Here is a 19,877-nt window from a genome sequence, read left to right on the forward strand (position 1 = left end):
GTCAGGACTCCTCGGGGTGGGAGGGGTGTGCGGTGAGCACGGCCAGCGCCTCGTCGAGCGCGACGGGCCGTCCGGGGCGGGCGGTGACCTCGGTGACGGTCCCGTCCAGCGGGGCGGTGACGGTGTGTTCCATCTTCATCGCCTCCACCACGAACAACGTCTGTCCTTTGTGGACTTCTTGGCCGGTGTCGACCTCGACGGACAGCACGGTTCCGGGCATCGGGCTGGTGATCGCACCGCCCGATCCGGCGCCGCGCTCGGCTCGTTGGGCGAGCAGCCGGTGCTCGGTGACGGCCCAGGCGCTGCCGTCGGCGGCGAGCCAGGTGGTGTCGCCGTCGCGGGCGCAGCGGTAGCGGCGGACGCGGGAGTCGTAGGTGACGGTCAGCCGATCGCCGTGCAGGAAAGCGCTGGCCGGCCCGGTTTCGCCGTCCAGCTCGACCTCCGCGTCGGCCGCGCGGCCGCGCACTCGCACTTCGGTGCCGTCGTAGCGCCACGCGCTCCACGCGGGCTCACCGAGCCGCCAGCCGCCGGGCACCTCCCACGGGTCCACGACGGGGCCGGCGGGTTCGGCGGCGGCGAGATCGGCGAGCGCGGCGGCGACGAGGACCTCCGGCCGCAGCGGGTCGGCGGTGAGATCGGCCAGGTTCCGCTCGATGAGCCCGGTGTCGAGTTCGCCCGCGCGCACCTCGGGATGGCCGAGCAGCGCCCGCAGGAACGCGACGTTCGTGGTCACCCCGAGCACCGCCGTCTCGCTCAGCGCCGCATCGAGCCTGCGCAGCGCGTCAGGACGATCGGGACCCCAGGTGATCACCTTGGCCAGCATCGGGTCGTAGTCCGAGCCGACGACCATGCCGGGCGAGATGCCGGAATCGACGCGCGCACCAACGGGTTCGTGCACCGCCAGCACCCGCCCGCCGCTGGGCAGGAAACCGCGGGCCGGGTCTTCGGCGTAGACGCGGACCTCCACGGCGTGGCCGTCCAGCGACAGGTCGGCTTGCGTGAACGGCAGCCGTTCACCCGCGGCGATCCGGACCTGCCACTCGACGAGGTCGAATCCGCGCAGGCCGCCGACGGCGGTGACGAGCTCGGTCACCGGGTGCTCCACCTGCAGCCGGGTGTTCATCTCCATGAAGAAGAACTCCCCCGGCCGGTCGGCGGAGACGATGAACTCCACGGTTCCCGCTCCGACGTAGCCGACCGACCGTGCGACGGAGACCGCGGCGGCTCCGATGCGCCGGCGGGTCTCCTCGTCGAGCAACGCCGACGGCGCCTCCTCGATGATCTTCTGGTGGCGGCGCTGCAGGCTGCACTCGCGTTCGCCGAGGTGCACCACGCGGCCGTGCGCGTCGGCGAGGACCTGCACCTCGATGTGCCGGGGGCGGGTGACGAAGCGCTCCACGAACAGCGTGTCGTCGCCGAACGCGGCGCCGGCCTCTCGTCGGGCGGAGGCGATCTGCGCAGGCAGTTCCGCGGGGTCCGCCACCAGCCGCATGCCCTTGCCGCCGCCACCCGCGGACGGCTTGAGCAGCACCGGGAAACCCACCTCGCGGGCGGCTTCGACCAGGTCGGCGTCGGTCATGTCCGGGTCGCTGCGGCCGGGCACGACGGGCACGTCGGCTTCGGTGACGGTGGCCTTGGCGCGGATCTTGTCGCCCATCGCCTCGATCGCCGACGCGGGCGGGCCGATGAAGACGAGCCCGGCTTCGCCGCAGGCCCGCGCGAACTCGGTGTTCTCGGACAGGAATCCGTAGCCGGGGTGCACGGCCTGCGCACCGGCCTGCAGGGCCGCGTCGACGACGCGCCGCACGGACAGGTAGCTCTGCGCGGCGCTGCTCGGTCCGATGTGGACGGATGTGTCGGCCTCGGCGACGTGCCGGGCGTCCCGGTCGGCGTCGCTGTGCACGGCGATGGCCCGGATCCCCAGCGCACGCAAGGTGCGGATCACCCGGACCGCGATCTCACCGCGGTTCGCCACCAGCACCGCGTCGATCCGGCCACCCGAACCGGCATCGGCCGGTACCGCATCGGTCGCCACCGCACTCACCTCGTTCCGTTGGCACACTTGGAAAATCCCGTTCGCCGAACGCCTCGGCTTGCGGAGTACTCGCACGATCTTTTGATCTGCGTCTTGTCAGCGGCGGAGCAGTGATCAGCCTGAGCAGGTCGACCACCGGCGGGTTCTCGGCGGCTTCCTCGCGAGGACAGCGATTTCTCCGCGTATCGGACGAATCGATCCCGCAGCGAGCAAGCCGCCGAGGTTCCGCTGAGTGCCCCACTACGCAGGCCATGACGAGAGGACTCCTGGTCACATCCGGAAGACGCCGTAGCCGACCGGTTCCAGCGGCGCGTTCGCCGCGACCGATAGCGCCAAGCCCAGCACTGACCTGGTCTGCTTCGGGTCGATTACGCCGTCGTCCCACAACCTCGCCGTCGAGTAGTACGGGTGCCCCTGCTGCTCGTACTGCTCGCGGATCGGGTTCTTGAAATCGTCCTCGGCGTCGTCGGGCCAATGCTCACCGCGCGCTTCGAACTGGTCGCGGCGCACCGTGGCCAGCACCGACGCGGCCTGCTCACCACCCATCACGGAGATCCGGGCGTTCGGCCACATCCACAGGAAGCGCGGCGAGTACGCCCGCCCGCACATCGAATAGTTGCCCGCCCCGAACGAGCCGCCGATGACCACGGTGAACTTCGGCACCCGAGCGCAGGCCACGGCGGTGACCATCTTCGCGCCGTGCTTGGCGATGCCGCCCGCCTCGTACTCCTGGCCGACCATGAACCCGGAGATGTTCTGCAGGAACACCAGCGGAATCGAACGCTTGTCGCAGAGCTCGATGAAGTGCGCGCCCTTGAGCGCCGACTCGCCGAACAGGATGCCGTTGTTCGCGACGATCCCCACCGGATGCCCGTGCAGCCGGGCGAATCCGGTGACCAGCGTGGTGCCGTAGTCGCGTTTGAACTCGGCGAAGCGGCTGCCGTCGACGATCCGCGAGATGACCTCGTGCACGTCGTAGGGGGTTCTGCTGTCGGTGGGGACGACGGCGTAGAGGTCGTCCGGGGACACCGCGGGCTCCTCGGGCGCCAGCACGTCCCACGGCCGCTGCGCGCGCGGCCCGAGGGTGCTGACGATGGAGCGCACGATGCGCAGCGCGTCCGCGTCGTCCTCGGCGAGGTGGTCGGTGACGCCGGAGGTCCGGGAGTGCAGGTCGCCGCCGCCGAGCTCCTCCGCGGTCACCTCGGCGCCGGTGGCGGCCTTCACCAGCGGCGGGCCGCCGAGGAAGATCGTGCCCTGCTCGCGCACGATCACCGCCTCGTCGCTCATCGCGGGCACGTAGGCGCCGCCCGCGGTACAGGAGCCGAGCACGGCGGCGATCTGCGGGATGCCGCGCGCGGACATGGTGGCCTGGTTGAAGAAGATCCGCCCGAAGTGCTCGCGGTCCGGGAACACCTCGTCCTGCCTGGGCAGGAACGCGCCGCCGGAGTCCACCAGGTACAGGCACGGCAGGTTGTTGTGCAGCGCCACCTCTTGGGCGCGCAGGTGCTTCTTGACCGTCATCGGGTAGTAGGTGCCGCCCTTGACGGTGGCGTCGTTGGCGACGATCACGCATTCGCGTCCGGCCACGCGGCCGATTCCGGTGATGATCCCGGCCGAGGGTGCGTCGCCGTCGTAGAGCTCGTGCGCGGCCAGCGGGGACAGCTCCAGGAAGGGCGAACCTCGGTCCAGCAGTGCGTCCACCCGGTCGCGGGGCAGCAGTTTGCCGCGTTCGACGTGGCGCAGGCGGGATTTCTCCGGTCCGCCGAGCCGCGCGGTGGCGAGCCGGGCGTTGAGGTCGTCCACCAGTGCCTCGTGCTCGGCGGCGAAGCGAGCGGGCCGTTCGGCCTTGGCATCGATCGTGCTGGTCAGGACGGGTGCATCCACCGACGTTCCTCCGGCTCCGGCTACATCCGGTCGAGTTAGTCATCGTTAACTACGGCCAGATGTTAACGGTGACTAACCTCGGCGTCTAGTATCGGCGCCGATGAGCGAACCGGCCACCACTCGACCGAGTCGCCGCGAGCAGATCCTCGACGCGGCGGCAGGCCTGTTCGCGCGCTACGGATTCCACGGAGTCGGCATCGACGACATCGGCCGGGCCGTCGGCATCTCCGGACCCGCGCTGTACCGGCACTTCCGCGGCAAGGACGCGATGCTCGCCGAGATGCTCACCGGCATCAGCGACCGGCTGCTCGACGCCGGGCGCAGCCGCGCGAGCTCCACCGCCGAACCGCTGCGCGCACTGGACGAGCTCGTGCGCAGGCACGTCGAGTTCGCCCTCACCAACCCGGCGCTGATCAGCGTGCACCTGCGCGACCTGGACAGCCTCGCCGAGGACGAGCGGCACCGGGTTCGGGAGGCCCAGCGCGGCTACGTGGAGGTGTGGGTGGACGTGCTGCGCCTCGCGCGCCCCGAACTCGACCGGCCGACCGCGCGCGCCACCGTGCACGCGGTGCTCGGGCTGATCAACTCCACGCCGTACAGCGCGCACCTCGACACCACGGCCATGACGGCGCTCCTGCACCGGATGGCCATGGCGGCGCTGCTCGGCTGAACCAGCCCTTCGGATCAACGGGCATAGGGGACACCGGCCCCGCCCGGCCGTCCGAGTGAATGACCCCTTTGACCGGCGTTATCGGGCGAAGGGGCCGTTGACCCATGGGGCCGTCTGGGTGGATGGCCCGTTTGACCGGTGTCGCCGGGTGGAGGGGGCGTTCACGTCAGGGGAGCGGGGTGCCGTCGATCTCCGTGGTGAGGGGTTCGGCGTGGAGGCAGACGTGGTCGGCGATGGCTCGGGCGCCGTCGAAGGGATCCGGGTACGACCAGGCGGCGTCCGGGACGACGAGCTCGCCCGCGCGCAGGGAGACGTACGAGGCGGTGCCCTTGTACGGGCAGACCGTGTGGGTGGCGCTCGGCTCCAGGAGCTCGGTGCGCACGTCCTCGCGGGGCAGGTAGTAGCGGTTCGGCAAGCCGGTCTCGGAGAGCAGCTTCGCGCGGCGGCTCTCCGCGACGACCACGTCCCCGGCCAGCACCCGCACGTGCCTGCTCGTACGGCGGACGTCCACCCGGTGGTACGGATCCCGGATGTGGCCGAAGACCTCCTCGTCCTCGTCGAACCAGGCGTCCATCGCACCCCAGTAGACGGCGACCAGGCCTTCCAACCACGGCGCCGCCTCCACCGGACGCGGGTAGTGCCACACCGCGTTCTCCGCGACCCGCCCGTCCGCCCGCACCGAGTGGTACGACGCGTCGCCCTTGAACGGGCAGTGCGTGCTGTGCGACGTCGGCTCCAGCAGCTCCGTTCGCACGTCCTCGGCGGGCACGTAGAGCTGCGGCAGCAGGTTGCTCTCGTGCAGCAGCTGCGCGCGGGAACTGTCGAGCACCACCTCACCGCCGAACAACGCCCGCACCCGGCGCGGGAAATCGTGCAGGAACAGCCGGTGCGGCGGGCCGTCGATCCGGTAGTTGACGGCCTCCGGCGGCCTCGTGGTGAGCGGGCCGCCGCCGAGTGTCAGTGCCATGTCGGTCCTCCGAGTCCTCCCGCCCGTGCGCGGGGTCGTTCCGCACGAGCCGGCGGACCCGGCCGTGCCGCTCAAGTCAGGACAACGCCTCGGCGCCCCGACCTCATCCCTTCGGCGGAACGCACCGGATTGCAGGCCTTCCGGACCGGCACAAGACTGAGCGCCGAGGCAGTTCCGCCCGCCCCGGCAGCGCCTCCGTCCAGGTCACCCGACCGACAGCGCAGGCTCGGCTGTCGGCGGTCCACGCCAGAGGAGCCGGCATGGCCACCGTGCACGAAACCCCGTCGCCCATCCCGAAGCAGCCGGCCCCCGCCGCATCTCGCCCGTCGAAGAGCTCCCAGCTGGTGTCGTGGGCGCGCAGCACTGATCCGAAGCAGATCGGCAAGCTCTACCTGGGCACCGCGATGAGCTTCTTCATGGCAGGCGGGCTGATGGCGCTGCTGGTCCGGGGCGAGCTGGCGCAGCCGGGAATGCAGTTCCTGTCCAACGAGCAGTACAACCAGCTGTTCACCATGCACGGCACGATCATGCTGCTGTTGTTCGCCACGCCGATCGTGTTCGGCTTCGCGAACATCATCCTGCCGCTGCAGATCGGCGCCCCGGACGTGGCCTTCCCGAGGCTGAACGCGCTGTCCTACTGGCTGTTCTTGTTCGGCGGGCTGCTGGTGATCAGCGGGTTCGTCTTCCCGGGAGGCGCCGCCGACTTCGGCTGGACCGCCTACGCGCCGCTGTCCCGGTCGGGTTTCAGCCCGGGCCTCGGCGGGGACGTCTGGATCACCGGGCTGCTGGTCAGCGGGCTGGGCACCATCCTCGGCGGGGTCAACATGATCACGACGACGGTGTGCATGCGCGCTCCGGGCATGACGATGTGGCGGATGCCGATCTTCACCTGGAACATCCTGGTGACGAGCATCCTGATCCTGATCGCGTTCCCGATCCTGACGGCGGCGCTGATGGGACTGCTCGTGGACCGGCATCTCGGGGCGCACGTGTTCGACCCGGCCACCGGCGGAGCGATCCTCTACCAGCACCTGTTCTGGTTCTTCGGGCATCCGGAGGTCTACATCGTGGCGCTGCCGTTCTTCGGCATCGTCACCGAGATCTTTCCCGTGTTCAGCCGCAAACCCCTGTTCGGCTACACCGGGCTCGTCTTCGCGACGCTACTGATCGGCGTGCTGTCCGCGGTCGTGTGGGCGCACCACATGTTCGCGACCGGGGCGGTGCTGCTGCCGTTCTTCTCGTTCACCACGTTCCTGATCGCGGTGCCGACGGGGGTGAAGTTCTTCAACTGGATCGGCACGATGTGGCGCGGCCAGCTGACGTTCGAGACGCCGATGTTGTTCTCCGTCGGGTTCCTGGTGACCTTCCTGCTGGGCGGGCTCACCGGGGTGCTGCTGGCGATGCCGCCGGTGGACTTCCACGTGCACGACACCTACTTCGTGGTGGCGCACTTCCACTACGTGCTGTTCGGCACGATCGTGTTCGCGGTGTTCGCGGGGATCTACTTCTGGTTCCCGAAGTTCACCGGCCGGATGATGGACGAACGCCTCGGGAAGATCCACTTCTGGTTGACGTTCATCGGCTTCCACACGACGTTCCTGGTGCAGCACTGGCTGGGCAACGCGGGCATGCCGCGGCGCTACGCGGACTACCTGCCCACGGACGGCTTCACCGGCATGAACATCGCCTCGACCGTGGGCGCGTTCATCCTGGGCATCTCGATGCTGCCGTTCCTGTGGAACGTGTTCGTGAGCAACCGCTTCGGGATCAGGGCGGACGTGGACGATCCGTGGGGGCACGGGAACTCGCTGGAGTGGGCGACGTCCTGCCCGCCGCCGCGGCACAACTTCACCGAGCTGCCGCGCATCCGCTCGATCCGGCCCGCGTTCGAGCTGCACTACCCGCACATGCAGGACCGGCTGGAGGCGGAGGCGCACGTGGGCGGGCGCCACTCCCGCCCAGAAAAGTCCACAAAGGACTCAGAGTGAGTTGGGCACACTGCACAACCCGACCGTGCCGATGAACTGACCTCGCACAAATCGTTTCAAACCTGGCCCGGAGGCGTAACGCCCGCTCCACTGTGGCCGATGCCTCCCATGGCGCGTTCGCACTGAACCGAACGAGTGGAAACCACCCCGCACGACAGTGGTCCGCTTCATAGTCCCGCCGGGAACACGGCGCGCGGGCACTAGTGTTGGACGCGTCCGGGGAGCCGCCAGCGACAGCCGGTCTTCCTGAGAGAGCTCCGAGTACCGACGACCGCCAAAGCAGCGGGGACCACGCGCGCCCTCAGCCGGAAGGCGGGTTCGGAGCACTGACCCGGTCCGGCACTTTCGCATTCAGGAGACCTCCTTGCCCATTGCCCTGTTGGCCCTGGCCATCGCAGCTTTCGGCATTGGAACCACCGAGTTCGTGATGATGGGGCTGCTGCCAGAAGTGGCCTCGAACCTGCACGTGTCGCTGCCCGACGCCAGCGGCTACATCTCGCTGTACGCGCTGGGCGTCGTCATCGGTGCGCCACTGCTCACGGCGGGCGGCATGCGCGTCCGGCGCAAGACGATGCTGATCAGCATGATGGCCCTGTTCGTCGTCGGGAACCTGGCCTCCGCGTTCGCCCCCACCCACGAGACCCTGCTGGCCGCCCGGTTCATCGCCGGTCTGCCGCACGGCACCTTCTTCGGTGTCGGGGCCGTCGTCGCCGCCGGGCTGGTCGCGCGGGACAAGCGCGCCCAGGCCATCTCGATGATGTTCATCGGCCTCACCGTCGCCAACATCGTCGGCGTTCCGCTCGGCACCCTGCTCGGCCAGTCCTTCGGGTGGCGCTTCACGTTCGGCGTGGTCGCGGTCATCGGCGTGATCGCCCTGCTCGCGGTCGTCGCCCTGGTGCCGCAGCAGCCCAAGCCCACCGACGTGAGCCTGCGCGGCGAGCTCGTCGCGTTCCGCCGTCCGCAGGTGTGGCTGGCGTTCGCCGTCGTCGTGTTCGGCTTCGCGGCCACGTTCTCCTTCTACAGCTACATCAAGCCGCTGCTCACCGACGTCACCGGCTTCAGCCCGACCATGGCCACGGCACTGCTGGCACTGTTCGGACTGGGCATGACCGCGGGCACCATCATCGGCGGACGGCTCGCGGACCGGGCGCCGATGAAGACGCTGTACGTGTTCCTCGCGCTGCTCGCGGTGTCGCTGCTGGGATTCCTGGTGACCGCGCAGAGCATGGTGCTGACCTCGATCAACGTGTTCGTGGTCGGGCTGGCCGGCTTCGCGGCGATCCCCAGCATCCAGGCGCGGATCCTGGACAAGGCCAAGGAGGCTCCCGCGCTGGGCTCGGCGAGCATCCAGTCCACGTTCAACATCGCGAACTCGCTCGGCGCCTACCTCGGCGGCCTGGTCATCGCAGGCGGGTTCGGGCTGACCGCGCCCAGCTGGGTCGGGGCGATCCTGGCCGTGATCGGACTCGGCTTCGCGCTGCTGTCGGGCTGGCTGGACCGGGCGCCGCGCTCCGGCGACGTCGTCACCTCGCACCGCGGCGAGACCGACTCGGCGGAGGCTCCGGCGGCCACGCCCGCGCACTGATCATCGTCACACCGAACGGGGCCGGTCACTCACCGCAGTGACCGGCCCCGTTCACGTCTGCGCTGGTCACCCGCACCCCGGGCCGAAGGTCCTGAACCTCCGCCTGCTCCGTGCGCGGGAGGCGTTCAGTCACTGGTCGCCGGATAGCTTCAGCCCGGACCGCGTGCTGTGATGGAGGACGCCTCAAGCCAGGAATCCGCGGCCGCGCGGGCGGGTTGCACCGAGTAGTGATCCGCGGGCGAGGACGCGGATGACCCGGCAACGTGCGACCCCTTCGGAGGTACGAGTAGATGACCCAGGTTCCGAACCTCACGCTCAACACCGGCGCGGAGATCCCGCAGCTCGGCTTCGGCGTCTTCCAGGTACCGCCGGAAGAAGTGATCGAGCCGGTGGCCACGGCGATCGAGGCCGGGTACCGCAGCATCGACACCGCTGCTGCTTATGGCAACGAGGAAGGCGTCGGCAAGGCGATCGCCGAGTCGGGCGTGCGACGTGAAGACCTGTTCGTCACCACCAAGCTGTGGAACGACAAGCAGGGCTACGACAGCACCCTGGAGGCGTTCGACGAGAGCGTCGGCAAGCTCGGCTTGGACTACGTCGACCTGTATCTGATCCACTGGCCGGCCGCCGGTCAGGACAAGTACGTCGAGACCTGGAAGGCGTTCGAGAAGCTGTACGCCGACGGCCGCGCGAAGGCCATCGGGGTCTCCAACTTCCAGATCCCGCACCTGCGTCGCCTGTTCGAGGAGACCGACGTGGTGCCGGCCTTGAACCAGATCGAGCTGCACCCGAACCTCCAGCAGAGCGACCTGCGCGCGTTCCACCGCGAGCACGGCATCCTCACCGAGGCGTGGAGCCCGATCGGCCAGGGCAAGGGCCTGCTCGAGGATCCGACGCTGGGTTCGCTGGCGGAGAAGTACGGCAAGAGCCCCGCGCAGATCGTGCTGCGCTGGCACGTTCAGCTGGGCAACGTGGTGATCCCGAAGTCGGCGACGCCGTCGCGCATCCGGCAGAACATCGAGGTGTTCGACTTCGAGCTCGCCGACGACGACCTGGCGGTCATCGCGGGCCTCAACACCGATACCCGCGTCGGCCCGGACCCGGACGTCTTCGGGGCCTGAGCCACCAGCAGCCAGGAAGGCCCGCTCGACGAACCGTCGAGCGGGCCTTCTCATATCCGGTGCCGGGTTGACTCGTCGCGGACTCGGAAGTTCAGGATCGACGACGTGAACACCACAGCACTCGACGCCGGCCCGTGGTCCACCGACGCCCTCGATGTCGAGGCCTACCTGCGCCGGATCGACCAGCCGAGACTGCCTCCGTCGGCGGAAGCGCTGCGGAGCCTGCACGAAGCGCACGTGCGCGCGATCCCGTTCGAGAACATCGACGTGATCCTCGGGCCGCATCCCGGACTGGAACTCGACGTGGTCGCCGACAAGCTGGTGGACCGGCGGCGCGGCGGCTACTGCTTCGAGCACGCGCTGCTGTTCGCGGCCGCGCTGGAACGCCTCGGCTACCAGGTCCGGCGGCGGATCGCGCGGGTGCAACCGCAGCGGGCGTCCGGTTCGGAGACGCACATGCTGCTGACGGTGCGGGTCGACGGGGCGGACTTCCAGGCCGACGTGGGGTTCGGCGCGGGAGTGCTGGCCCCGATGCCGCTGCGGGACGGCGTGGTCGTGGACCAGGCGGGCTGGGAGCACCGCCTCCGCCGCGAGGGGGAGCTGTGGGTGCTGGAGAAGCGGAAGCCGGAGGGTTGGGCTCCGCTGCACGCCGCCGACGAGCGGGCACGGCGACCGGTGGACTACGAGGTCGCGCACCACTACACCGCGACGCACCCGAGTTCGCCGTTCTCCGGCCAGCCGACTCAAGTCCTTGATCGACTTTCAGCGCCACAACCAGGGCACCCACGACATGACGAGGTGATCCCACAAGGCGATCGAGCGCTGCGACCTCACACCCGAGAAGCCGCCGGCGCGCAAGATGGCAGTTGATCCTTTGATCTGTCAGCGGCGAAGCCGATGAGCGGCGACCACGCGCGCAGATCGACCACCGGCGGGTTCTCAGCTGTCTTCTCGCGAGGACGGCGTTTCCCCCGTGGCGGAGCCGCTCCGGAAGAAGATCCCGCGGCGAGAGGCTCACTGAGGACCCGCTACCCGGACACCCCGGCGAGCAGGGGGAACGCTCAGGCGGGAACGGGCCGCAGAACCGTGCTTCCGGAGCGGAGTGAGGCGACCTGACTGCGAGTGGCGATCCACTTCGGGAGCCTGCCGACTCGTTGCAGCGGGGTGCTGCGCTGAGCGGAGGTGAACGCGGCCGTGCGGGAGACCTTGAGCACGCGGGAACGCCGTTCCTGCTCGTAGGCCCGCAGCGCCTCCTCCGGGGCGCCGTCCACGTCGGCGAGCCGGCGGGACAGCAGCCAGGCGTCCTCCAGCGTCTGGTTGGCGGCCTGCGCGACCGCGGGCGGCATCGCGTGCACGGCGTCGCCGAGCAGCGTGCTGCGCGCCCCGCCCCAGACGCGGGGCACGACGTGGCGGATGTGCGGGAAGAAACCGAGGTCGTCGGGGCCGATCTCGGCGAGCAGCGGCTGCACCGGGTCCGCCCAGCCCGCGAACATGCGGCGCAGATCGCGGACGGTCAGCGGGTCGTCGCCTTCCCGCCACGGCAGGTCGAACCACCAGTGCAGCAGGCCGTCACCGGCGGGGATGAATCCGCAGTGCGCCACGCGGCCGGCGATGTTCACCGTCTGATGCCCGTGCGCCACCGGAAGATCGCTCCGGGTGAGTCCTTGCCAGCTGGCCCAGCCGGTCAGCCGCGCGGGGCTGCCGCCGAGCATTTCGCGGCGCACCACGGAACGCTGACCGTCCGCGCCGATCAGCACGTCGCCTTCGGCGCTGGTGCCGTCGGCGAAGTCCACGATGACCCGCTCGGGCGTTTCGGTGACGGCGATGCAGCGGCGGCCGAAGTGCAGCGCGTGCTCCGGCAGCGCGGCGGCGATCTTGCCGGTGAGCAGGCGGCGCGGCGTTTCGATGGTGGGCGAGCCGAGGCGTTCGGTGACGTCGGCCAGGTCGGCTTCCCACAGCAGCCGCCCGGTGTCGGTGATCGATTTCAAGCTGTGGAGCGGGCGGCCGACGTCTTCGAGGGTGACTCCGAGCTGGCCCAGTGCGGCGGTGCCGTTGCTCCACACCGTCACCGCGGCGCCACCGTCGCGTAGCGCGTCCGCGTGTTCGAAGACCGAAACGTCGTGACCGGCGTCGATGAGACCTTTGGCCACTGCGAGGCCACCGATCCCGGCTCCGATGACGAGAACGCGCATCGTATCCATCCGTCCTGCGAAGCTGGCTGGCTCGCCGATTTTACCCAAGCGTCCCGCGGATCCGAGTTGTCGCTCCTCACATACAGTGATGAACATCTCTCGAATGGAGTAATGCGCGAGGGTAATCCACTGGGCGACAGCGGGGGTCGGCCACCCGATCCGCGGGGAAGTAGGTTGCCGAGGCATGAGTCCTCGCGTATCCCCACCGTTCCGCGCCGACCACGTCGGAAGCCTGCTCCGTCCACCGAACCTGCTGGCCGCCCGCGACGAGTTCACCGCCGGACGCATCGATGCCGCCGAGCTGAAGCGGATCGAGGACGAGGCGATCACCGACGTCGTGGCCATGCAGGAAGAGGTCGGTCTCTCCAGCGCCACCGATGGCGAATTCCGCCGCGCCTCCTGGCACATGGACTTCCTGTACCAGTTGCGCGGCATCAACCGCTCCGAGGACTCGGCGCTGACCGTGAAGTTCCGCAACGCCGACGGGGACATCGAGTTCGCCACCCCCGACATGCGGATCAACGAGAAGATCGGCTTGGACCACACGATCTTCGAAGACGCGTTCAAGGCGCTCGCGGACCGCACCAGGACGGCCACGCCGAAGCTCACCATCCCCTCGCCGGGGATGACGCTGTACCGCGGGGGTCGCGCCTCGATCGACCCGGAGGTGTACCCGGATCTGGACGAGTTCCGCGCCGACCTCGCCGCCGCCTACCGCGCCGAGGTGCACGCGCTGGCCGGGCTGGGCTGCCACTACCTGCAGCTCGACGACACGAGCCTCGCCTACTTGAACGACCCGAAGCAGCGCGAGCAGCTGGCGGCGCGCGGCGACGACGCCGAGCACGAGCACCTGCGGACCATCGAGCTGATCAACGCCTCGATCCGGGACCGGCCCGCGTCGATGGCGGTGACCACGCACCTGTGCCGGGGGAATTACCGCTCGTCCTGGGTGGCCGAGGGCGGCTACGACTTCGTCGCCGAAGCCCTGTTCGGCGGGCTCGACGTGGACGGGTTCTTCCTGGAATTCGACGACGCTCGCTCCGGCGGGTTCGCGCCGCTGCGCTTCGTGCCGAAGGACAAGCACGTCGTGCTCGGGTTGGTGACCACCAAGAGCGGTGAGCTGGAGTCCGCCGACGACCTCAAGCGGCGCATCGACGAAGCGTCCCGCTACATCGACCTGGACCAGCTCTGCTTGTCACCGCAGTGCGGCTTCGCCTCCACCAAGGAGGGCAACGCCCTCACCTACGAACAGGAAGTCGCGAAACTGCGCCTGGTCGTGCAAACCGCTCAGGAGGTCTGGGGCTGAACACAGCCGACGAGGTTCCCCTGCGCGGAAGGACCAGCTCAGGCGGCGGATTCCAGGAAACGGCCCGCTACCAGGCCGGGCTCCTCGTTGCCGTCGAACCGGACCCACAGCACTGGGCCGTCGAAGACCTCGGGAAGTCCCGATGCCGTCTCCACCACCGTGCCGACCTGATCGCGGAACCGGCCGAACGAGGCACGCACCCGGGTGCCAGGCTCCAGCGGACTCGATGACTGCTCCATGAGGGAGGACGTTACGTGCCGTCGCAGCGGAACGGAAAACCGCGTCCGAGTGACGTGCATATGAATACCGTGACCTGCGGTATCGGTCTCGCTCACCGGCTCATTGCGGGCAAAATGAGCCCGTTCAGTGATTGACGTCACCATAACCGCTGGTAGAAGCGTTGCGAATGGAAAGGGGCGCGGGTGCGCACAATCCGGCGATCAGGCGAATTCGAGCTGGAGATCAAGCGGTCCCGGTTCCTGTGCGCACTCGCCCGCGTCGAGTCGGAGGAGCAGGCGCGGGAATTCATCGCGCGCCGCCGCAAGCTGCACCACGAGGCGCGGCACCACTGTTCGGCTTACGTGCTGGGTCCGGATGGGCGAACTCAGCGCTCCAGCGATGACGGGGAGCCCGCGGGCACGGCGGGGGTTCCGATGCTGGAGGTGCTGCGGCACAACGAGATCACTCGCACGGTCGCCGTGGTCTCGCGGTACTTCGGCGGCACGCTGCTCGGCGCGGGCGGACTGGTGCGCGCCTACGGCAACGCGGTGTCGGCGGCGCTGGAGCACGTGGGCCTCGCGGAGCTGCGCCCCATGCGGCTCGTGTCGACCACTGTGGACTACCTGCTCGCGGGGAAGCTGGAGAACGACCTGCGCTCCAAGGGATTCACTGTGTCCGATGTGGACTATTCGGAGTCGGTTCGGTTCGTGGTGCGGGTCCCGGAGGGCGAGCTGGAGGAGTTCGACGTGTGGCTCGCCGAGAACACCAACGGGGCGGCCGAAGCCGTCCGCGGCGACCTCGTCCACACCGAGGCCCCGATCTGATCGGTCAGCAGGCGAAGACGCGGTCCAGGGCGTGGTCGATCATCGCCACGGAGTCCGCCTCGCCGTGATGGCCGAGCAGCAGGCCGATGGAGAGGCCGTCGGGCACGGCGAGCAGGATCCGGGCCTCCATCCACACGTCGACCCCGGCGGCGATCTCCCCGGCTTCCTGCGCGCCGCGCAGCAGGTCGGTGATCCACTGCTCCAGTTGCGGCCACCATTCCCGGTACAGCGCGGCGAGGTCCGGTTCGGCGAGCGCGCGCACGAAGAACGCGATCGTGACGAGGTACTCCTGCCGGCTTTCCGTTGACAGCGCGAGCATTTCGACCAGCACCGCCCGCACCACCGTCCGCGCGGAGTGCGGTTCGTCCGTCGCCTCGATCCGGGCGCGGATGCGTTCGGCGGCACGATCGTTCACATAGCCGGCCGCGTACTGCAGCATCTGCTCCTTCGTGCGGAAGTAGTGCTGCACGGACCCCATGGAGATCCCGGCTTCGGCGGCGACGTCGCGCAGGTTGACGGCCTCCATACCGCCTCTGCCCGCCAGCCGCAGCAGCGCTTCGGCGATCTGCTTGCGCCGCTGCTCGTGATCGACCTGCTTGGGCACGCTCCACCTCTTTTTCATGCAGATGCATTGCAAACGCTTTCTCGGCGCGTTTACCATGCGCCTGCATTATAAAACCGAAGTCCTGGGGGACGACATGACGACCACTCGACCCGCGCCCACCGGCAGCCGAATAGGCGCCCTCGACGTCGTGCGCGGCGTGGCCATCCTCGGCACCTTCGCCTCCAACGTCTGAATCTTCACCGACCCGGCCGGGCCGACCGGCCTGCTCAGCGGCGACGGCACCATCGCGTCGCTGCTGCTGTTCCTGTCCAACGGGAAGTTCCTGGCGCTGCTCACGCTCATGTTCGGCGTCGGCCTCGAACTCCAGTACCGCTCGGCGCGACGCCGCGGAGCCCGCTGGCCCGGCTGGTACCTGTGGCGCGCGGCGCTGCTGTTCGTCGAGGGCGCGTTGCACTACGTGCTGATCTTCGAGTTCGACGTGCTGATGAGCTACGCGGTGACCTCGGTGATCGTCGCCTACCTGATCGGCCGCAGCGATCGCGCCGTGCGCGGCTGGATCATCGGGTGCGCAGCGGTGCACGCGCTGGCGATGACGCTGGGCACGGCCGCGCTGCTGGCGTCGAACGACTCAATGTCCGGACCGGGATCGGCGCTGTTCACCGACGGCACCTATCTGGAGCAGGTCGGTGAGCGGCTGACCGGGTTCGCCGTGTACCGGCTCGAAGCGCTGTTCATCATCCCGATGTCCATCGCGATGTTCCTGATCGGCTCACGGCTGCGCCGAGCGGGCGTGTTCGAAGCGGACGCGCGCGGGAGGCGGCTGCGCAACCGGCTGATGGTGGCCGGGCTCGGCGTGGCGCTCCCGCTGAACCTGCTCACCACGCTGGGCGGAGGGCAGTGGTTCCTGATCGACCGCTACGTGCTGCCACCGGTCGTCGCGCTCGGGCTGCTCGGGCTCATCACGACCGTCGTGCTGGGACGGACCGCCGCGCCCGGACCGCTGCGGGTCGGGATCACCGCGGTCGGCCGCACCGCGCTGTCCGGCTACGTGGCGCAGAACCTGCTCGCCGCGATCCTGTGCTATGGCTGGGGATTCGGGCTCGCCGCCCGGCTCGACGAGTACCGGCCGTGGTGGCCCATCGGCCTGTGGGCGGTGCTGTGCGCGACCCTGATGCCGCTGGCGACGTGGTGGCTGCGCCGCTTCACCCGCGGCCCCCTGGAGCTGGCGTGGCACTGGGCCTACCAGGCTCCCCAACGCCGAACCTGAGGTGAACGCCTCCTTCGCCCGGCCCCACCGGACGAACGGGCCGTTCACTGCACTGACGGCACCGGGTGAACGTCCCCTTCGACCGGACGAACGGGCCGTTCGCCCGGATCGGGCGCTAGGCCACCCGCAGGTAGCCGAGGGCACCTGCTGCGACGCCGACCAACGCGCCGACCAGGGCCTGAGCCGGGGTGTGGTCGCCGAGGCGGACCCGCGACCAGCCCACCGCCGCCGTCAGGAGCCACAGCAGCAGCAACCACGGCGAGTACACCTCGGCCAAGATCGCGGTGGCGCCCGCCGCCACGGCGGTGTGCACGGAGACCTTCCACCACACCGTGATCAGCCCGACGACCAGCAGCGCCGACAACATCGCCAGGTCCAACGCCACCATCAGCCGCGGCGCACCGGCGAGGACCAGCACGCCCAGCCCGACCGAGCTGAACACGATCAGCAGCAACAACGGGATCAGCCGCCCCTCGCGGTTGCGCACGTGGTGCCCGTCCCACCAGCCCAGCCGGGAGCCCGCCACGATCCCCGCCATCGGCAGCACGCTGCTGGTGAGCGCGACGAACACGCCCCAGCCCAGCGCAGGCCCCGGGGAGTGCGTGGCGCTCCAGGCCACCGCGATCGGCAGCAGCAGCACGATCACCGCAGGGGAGAACACCTCGGTGAGCACCCGCGCCGTCCGGTCACCGCGCCGCCGCAATGCGCCTTCGAACCCGGTGCTCTCGCCCGGACCCACGTCGATGTCGGCCATCCACCCTCCCCGTTCGGTCCCACTCCCATGATCACCCACGAACCGGGGACGCGGAGGGCGAACCGCGGTCACGGTACGGCGCGCAACCGCGGCCCGGACTGGAGCGCGTCGAGCTTCGCGGCCGAGGCGGATCCCGGCTCCGCGGTCAGCAACACCACCCGATGATCATGCCCGGGCACGTGCAGCTCCTGGATTTCCAGTTCGACCAGGCCGAGCCGGGGATGCCGGATGCGCTTGGGCACGGCCTCGCCGACGCCCAGTTCCTGCTCCCGCCAGTGCGCGGCGAACTCCGGGCTGTGGGCGGCGAAGTCCCGCACCAGCTGACCGAGCCGCCGGTCCGCCGGGTAGCGCGCGGACGCCTGCCGCAGTTCGGAGGCGGCCTGCCGGACGAAGCCGTCGGACGGTTCGCACACCAACGGCCCCCCGGCCATCGACAACCGGAGGATGTTGCGCTCGCGCGCGGGCAGCGCAGCGAAGTCCACCAGCAACGCGGCCGCCGCCGAGTTCCAGGCGAGCACGTCGTGGTGGGCGTTGAGCACGTAGGCGGGCACCGAACCGAGCCGTTCCAGCAGTCGCCGCACCGAGGTGGGCAGCTCCTCCGGCGGCTCGGAGCGCGCCGGGGCGTGCTCGGCGAGCCGCGCCACGTGTTCCCGCTCCGCCCCGGACAGGCCCAGCGCGCGGGCCAGCGCATCCAGCACCTGCGGCGACGGATGCGGGCCGCGGGCCTGTTCCAGCCGTTCGTAGTAGTTCGCCGACACCCCGGCCAGCACCGCGACCTCCTCGCGCCGCAGACCGGGAGTGCGCCGCCGCGGCCCCGCGGGCAGACCCGCCGCCGCGGGCGTGCGCGCTTCCCGCCGGCTGCGCAGGAAATCACCGAGGTCCCGTTTGCTCACCGCTCCAGCCTGGCACGGTCGCCCGCCGCCATCCACGGACCGCCGGTCCGGGGCTTTGCCGGACGTTCCCGCAGCGCACGATCGCGCCGACGGTGGACGGTGACCCCGACACAGGAGGTACCCGTGACCACCCGGACCACACCGGCCGACGTGATCGACCGGTTCACGACATCGCTGCTGGCCAAGGACATGGCGGGCGCGATCGAGCTGTTCGCGCCGAACGTCGTCTTCGAAGCCCCGTTCGCCGCGAACACTCCCGCCCGAGTCGACGGACGCGAGGGAATGCGCGCGTACCTCGAGGGCTACCCGGACCGCGTCGACATCACCGGCTTCCCGGCGTACGTGCTGCACGAGACGGCCGATCCGGACACGGTGATCGCCGAGTTCACCGCGCACGGCCGGACCGTGCGCACCGGGCAGCCGTACGTGATGCCCTACATCGCCGTGCTGACCGTGCGGGACGGGCTGATCACGTCTTATCGGGACTACTGGAGCCCGGTGCTGGCGGCGAAGGCCGCCGGGGAACTGCCCGCGTTGATCGAGTCCCTGGGGGCGGGAGCATGACCGTGCTGCTCATCGGCGGAACCGGCCAGACCGGCCGCCCGCTGTCCCGGTTGCTGCCGGAAGCCAAGGTCGCGTCCCGGACGCCCGGCCCCGGCCAGGTCCGGTTCGACTGGACCGACCCCGGCTCCTTCCGGCCTGCGCTCGAGGGCGTCCGGGCCGTGTACCTGGTGCCGCCGCCGGCCGACCTGGAACCGATGCGGCTCGCCGAACCGTTCCTGGCGGAGGCGGCCGCCGCCGGGGTACGACGCGTCGTGCTGCTGGGCTCGCTCATCGTCCTGCCCGGCGCACCGGGCGTGGCCGAGTTCACGCGGGCGGTGCGGCGGTTCCCGGAGGCCGCGGTGCTGCGGCCGTCGGGGTTCATGCAGAACGTCCTCGGCGCCCATCCGCTGGCGGCGGGCCTGCGGGAACGCGGCGAGCTCGTGAGCGCGGCCGGGGACGGCAGGCTCGGCTGGATCGACGCCGAGGACATCGCCGCCGTCGCCGCACGGCTGCTCACCGGACCGGCATCGGACGGCGAACACCTGCTCACCGGGCCGGAGGCGTTGTCCTACCCGGAGGTCGCTGAGGTGCTAGCGGAGGTCACCGGCCGCCCGATCCGGCATCGGCCGGTGAGCGCGGCCCAACGCGCCGAGCTGTTCCGCGAGGCGGGCGTGCCGGAGGCGTTCGCGACGGCGCTCGGGGAGGTCGACGCCGGTATTCGGGCAGGCGAGGAGGATCAGGTGACCGGCACGGTCGAGGAGCTCACCGGTCGGCCTGCTCGGTCGTTCCGGGAATTCGCCCGCGCCCATTCGTCCGAGTTGCCGTAGCGCGAACGGGCGGCGGGGCGTTTCAGGTGACCGCCGCCCACCGGTGCTTTTCGAGGGCGGTTCAGGACGGAATATCTGCCTGGAATACTCCAAAGGCCACGAGATCTCTAGTCCGAACGAGTGAGTTGTTGCGGGAATGACCAAATCCACCCACCGGATTCATGAAGGATCTTCGCTGAATCGATAACCACGAGGGCGTTCGGGTTCCCGCCGCCACTTGCGCGGCGTGATCACCCG

19 protein-coding genes are annotated in these 19,877 nt (G+C 69.9%); 11 read left to right on the forward strand and 8 right to left on the reverse strand.

Annotation, left to right across the window (positions count from 1 at the left end; all coding sequences use genetic code 11):
- Position 1: 1 nt before the first annotated feature.
- Positions 2–2,035, reverse strand: a complete 2,034-nt coding sequence (locus H2Q94_RS28920) for an acetyl/propionyl/methylcrotonyl-CoA carboxylase subunit alpha (RefSeq protein ID WP_243790287.1) — start codon at positions 2,033–2,035, stop codon at positions 2–4.
- A 270-nt stretch (positions 2,036–2,305) separates the two neighbouring features.
- On the reverse strand, positions 2,306–3,919 hold the full coding sequence (locus H2Q94_RS28925; protein WP_309501087.1) for a carboxyl transferase domain-containing protein: 1,614 nt from the start codon (positions 3,917–3,919) through the stop codon (positions 2,306–2,308).
- 100 nt (positions 3,920–4,019) lie between these two features.
- Here H2Q94_RS28925 and H2Q94_RS28930 point away from each other — a divergent pair, with 100 nt between their 5' ends.
- Positions 4,020–4,589 (forward strand): SACE_7040 family transcriptional regulator, encoded by a 570-nt coding sequence (locus H2Q94_RS28930; RefSeq protein ID WP_243790288.1) that lies wholly within the window; start codon positions 4,020–4,022, stop codon positions 4,587–4,589.
- Between the two features lie 166 nt (positions 4,590–4,755).
- On the opposite strand, the gene H2Q94_RS28935 is transcribed toward H2Q94_RS28930, so the two are convergent.
- Entirely contained in the window at positions 4,756–5,556 is an 801-nt protein-coding gene (locus H2Q94_RS28935; RefSeq protein ID WP_243790289.1) for a DUF427 domain-containing protein, read from the reverse strand.
- Positions 5,557–5,816: 260 nt separating this feature from the next.
- Between H2Q94_RS28935 and ctaD the strand changes: the two genes are divergently transcribed.
- The 4 genes from ctaD to H2Q94_RS28955 all read left to right on the forward strand — a co-directional run bounded on the left by ctaD (position 5,817) and on the right by H2Q94_RS28955 (position 11,120).
- Positions 5,817–7,544, forward strand: a complete 1,728-nt coding sequence (gene ctaD, locus H2Q94_RS28940) for an aa3-type cytochrome oxidase subunit I (protein WP_243790290.1) — start codon at positions 5,817–5,819, stop codon at positions 7,542–7,544.
- Positions 7,545–7,908: 364 nt separating this feature from the next.
- Entirely contained in the window at positions 7,909–9,129 is a 1,221-nt protein-coding gene (locus H2Q94_RS28945) for an MFS transporter (protein ID WP_243790291.1), read from the forward strand.
- A 290-nt stretch (positions 9,130–9,419) separates the two neighbouring features.
- Positions 9,420–10,250 carry an aldo/keto reductase gene (locus H2Q94_RS28950; protein ID WP_243790292.1) on the forward strand — a complete coding sequence of 277 codons (831 nt, stop codon included), beginning with the start codon at positions 9,420–9,422 and terminating at the stop codon, positions 10,248–10,250.
- 105 nt (positions 10,251–10,355) lie between these two features.
- Complete coding sequence (locus tag H2Q94_RS28955; RefSeq protein ID WP_243790293.1) at positions 10,356–11,120, forward strand: arylamine N-acetyltransferase family protein; 765 nt, start codon at positions 10,356–10,358, stop codon at positions 11,118–11,120.
- Between the two features lie 191 nt (positions 11,121–11,311).
- Here the strand turns inward: H2Q94_RS28955 and H2Q94_RS28960 are convergent, their stop codons facing one another.
- The gene (locus H2Q94_RS28960; RefSeq protein ID WP_243790294.1) at positions 11,312–12,442 is read right to left on the reverse strand and encodes an FAD-dependent monooxygenase; all 1,131 of its coding nucleotides are present in this window, start codon (positions 12,440–12,442) and stop codon (positions 11,312–11,314) included.
- Between the two features lie 184 nt (positions 12,443–12,626).
- Here H2Q94_RS28960 and H2Q94_RS28965 point away from each other — a divergent pair, with 184 nt between their 5' ends.
- The gene (locus H2Q94_RS28965; protein ID WP_243790295.1) at positions 12,627–13,748 is read left to right on the forward strand and encodes a 5-methyltetrahydropteroyltriglutamate--homocysteine S-methyltransferase; all 1,122 of its coding nucleotides are present in this window, start codon (positions 12,627–12,629) and stop codon (positions 13,746–13,748) included.
- 38 nt (positions 13,749–13,786) lie between these two features.
- Here the strand turns inward: H2Q94_RS28965 and H2Q94_RS28970 are convergent, their stop codons facing one another.
- On the reverse strand, positions 13,787–13,987 hold the full coding sequence (locus tag H2Q94_RS28970; protein WP_243790296.1) for a hypothetical protein: 201 nt from the start codon (positions 13,985–13,987) through the stop codon (positions 13,787–13,789).
- A gap of 183 nt (positions 13,988–14,170) precedes the next feature.
- Between H2Q94_RS28970 and H2Q94_RS28975 the strand changes: the two genes are divergently transcribed.
- Entirely contained in the window at positions 14,171–14,791 is a 621-nt protein-coding gene (locus tag H2Q94_RS28975; RefSeq protein WP_243790297.1) for a YigZ family protein, read from the forward strand.
- A gap of 4 nt (positions 14,792–14,795) precedes the next feature.
- On the opposite strand, the gene H2Q94_RS28980 is transcribed toward H2Q94_RS28975, so the two are convergent.
- Positions 14,796–15,395, reverse strand: coding sequence for a TetR/AcrR family transcriptional regulator (locus tag H2Q94_RS28980; protein WP_243790298.1), 600 nt, complete (start codon positions 15,393–15,395; stop codon positions 14,796–14,798).
- A 16-nt stretch (positions 15,396–15,411) separates the two neighbouring features.
- Here H2Q94_RS28980 and H2Q94_RS28985 point away from each other — a divergent pair, with 16 nt between their 5' ends.
- Positions 15,412–15,588: a hypothetical protein gene (locus H2Q94_RS28985; protein ID WP_243790299.1), complete on the forward strand. Its 177-nt coding sequence runs from the start codon at positions 15,412–15,414 to the stop codon at positions 15,586–15,588.
- Between the two features lie 108 nt (positions 15,589–15,696).
- A complete protein-coding gene (locus tag H2Q94_RS28990) occupies positions 15,697–16,623 on the forward strand; it encodes a DUF418 domain-containing protein (protein ID WP_309501088.1) in 927 nt (308 codons plus the stop codon).
- A gap of 115 nt (positions 16,624–16,738) precedes the next feature.
- Here the strand turns inward: H2Q94_RS28990 and H2Q94_RS28995 are convergent, their stop codons facing one another.
- Positions 16,739–17,377, reverse strand: coding sequence for a phosphatase PAP2 family protein (locus H2Q94_RS28995; protein WP_243790300.1), 639 nt, complete (start codon positions 17,375–17,377; stop codon positions 16,739–16,741).
- A 68-nt stretch (positions 17,378–17,445) separates the two neighbouring features.
- Positions 17,446–18,270 carry a helix-turn-helix transcriptional regulator gene (locus H2Q94_RS29000; protein WP_243790301.1) on the reverse strand — a complete coding sequence of 275 codons (825 nt, stop codon included), beginning with the start codon at positions 18,268–18,270 and terminating at the stop codon, positions 17,446–17,448.
- 123 nt (positions 18,271–18,393) lie between these two features.
- Between H2Q94_RS29000 and H2Q94_RS29005 the strand changes: the two genes are divergently transcribed.
- Both H2Q94_RS29005 and H2Q94_RS29010 read left to right on the forward strand, forming a co-directional pair.
- The gene (locus tag H2Q94_RS29005; RefSeq protein ID WP_243790302.1) at positions 18,394–18,834 is read left to right on the forward strand and encodes a nuclear transport factor 2 family protein; all 441 of its coding nucleotides are present in this window, start codon (positions 18,394–18,396) and stop codon (positions 18,832–18,834) included.
- Positions 18,831–19,640, forward strand: coding sequence for a Rossmann-fold NAD(P)-binding domain-containing protein (locus tag H2Q94_RS29010; protein ID WP_243790303.1), 810 nt, complete (start codon positions 18,831–18,833; stop codon positions 19,638–19,640). The genes H2Q94_RS29005 and H2Q94_RS29010 overlap by 4 nt, the downstream gene beginning before the upstream one ends.
- The last annotated feature ends 237 nt before the right edge of the window (positions 19,641–19,877 follow it).

It is taken from the genome of Saccharopolyspora gloriosae (genome assembly GCF_022828475.1).
GTDB lineage: Bacteria > Actinomycetota > Actinomycetes > Mycobacteriales > Pseudonocardiaceae > Saccharopolyspora_C > Saccharopolyspora_C gloriosae_A.